The sequence below is a fragment of the Streptomyces sp. NRRL S-340 genome (assembly GCF_000720185.1).
In the GTDB taxonomy this organism is placed as follows: Bacteria; Actinomycetota; Actinomycetes; order Streptomycetales; family Streptomycetaceae; genus Streptomyces.
This window is the reverse complement of record NZ_JOIY01000102.1, coordinates 1-1,051: the sequence shown is the minus strand read 5'-3', so window position 1 is coordinate 1,051 and position 1,051 is coordinate 1. Positions and strand designations below refer to the sequence as shown.

1 protein-coding gene is annotated in these 1,051 nt (G+C 76.9%); it reads right to left on the bottom strand.

Features of this window, described 5'->3' with window-relative positions; all coding sequences use genetic code 11:
* Positions 1–114 precede the first annotated feature (114 nt).
* Positions 115–1,051: thiopeptide-type bacteriocin biosynthesis protein (locus tag IG64_RS37130; protein ID WP_037864935.1), on the bottom strand; the 937-nt coding region annotated here is incomplete at its 5' end.

Here is a 1,051-nt window from a genome sequence, read left to right as displayed (position 1 = left end):
GGGGTGGAGTCCCTTCGCGGGGTGGGGGCGGGCGGACGGATGGGCGTCGGAGGGTGGTGGTGGTCTCGCGGCGGGGTGGTGGCGGGCGGTGTGGCGCGCCGATCCGCTCGGGGGTCACCGGCCGTGCCGGGTGCGGTCGAGGCGCAGGCGCAGGCTTTCGCGGGCCGTGGCGTGAGCCCGCAGGTCCCTGACGCGGTCGGTGCCGAGGAGCCGGTTGCAGTGCAGGTGGGCCAGGCTCAGGGCGACGGACGCCCGGCTCCGTGGTGCGAGCACCGCGCGCAGGCGGTCCAGCGCGGCGGAGCGGCTGCGCCACGCCGGTGGTGCCTGCGGTGCCCCGGTCGGCGTCAGGGCGTATGCCACGGCCTGCTTGTCCGCGCGGGACACGTCGGCGCGGCGGGCCAGGACCTCCGGACCGCTCAGCCACTCCAGTGCCTCTGCCGGTGCGCCGAGGCAGGTGAGGATGTGCAGGATTCCGGGAGCGGCGTCGGACTCGGCGGCCGGCGTGGCGAGTTGGCCGAGGACGGTCGCGCTGTCGGCCGCGAAGACCCGTTCCGCCTCCGGGAGGGCCCGCGGACCGCCGTAGCGTTCGGTCTCGGGTTCGTACGTGTCGAGGACGAGACGGTCCATGAGTCCGGCCTCGCGCAGGGCCTCGGCCCACTCGCGCAGTGCGGGCAGGAAGACCGGCCACAGGCCCTCGGGTGTGCCGTGGACGCGCAGGCGCAGGTGCGGGTCCGGGTCCGCGTAGCGTAGGAAGAACCAGCGGTCGGCGCCCGCTTCGTCGAGCAGGTCCGCACGCAGCAGGGTGGGCAGGTGCCGGACGAGGACGTCGCGTTGCAGCGCTGCGGGCACGTACAGCTTGGCGTAGAGCCACTCCCCGCCCGGTAGTTCGGCACGGAGTGCGGCCGGGCGGCGGACGGCTCGGCCGGCGGCCGGGGGGCGGCCGGCGTGGTGGGCGGCCGGCGGCGCGGGGACGGACCGGGCTTCTGCCACGGGGGGTTCGGGGTCCGGTGCGGTGGGCCCGGGTTCCGGTGCGGGGAGCGGGGGGTGGGGT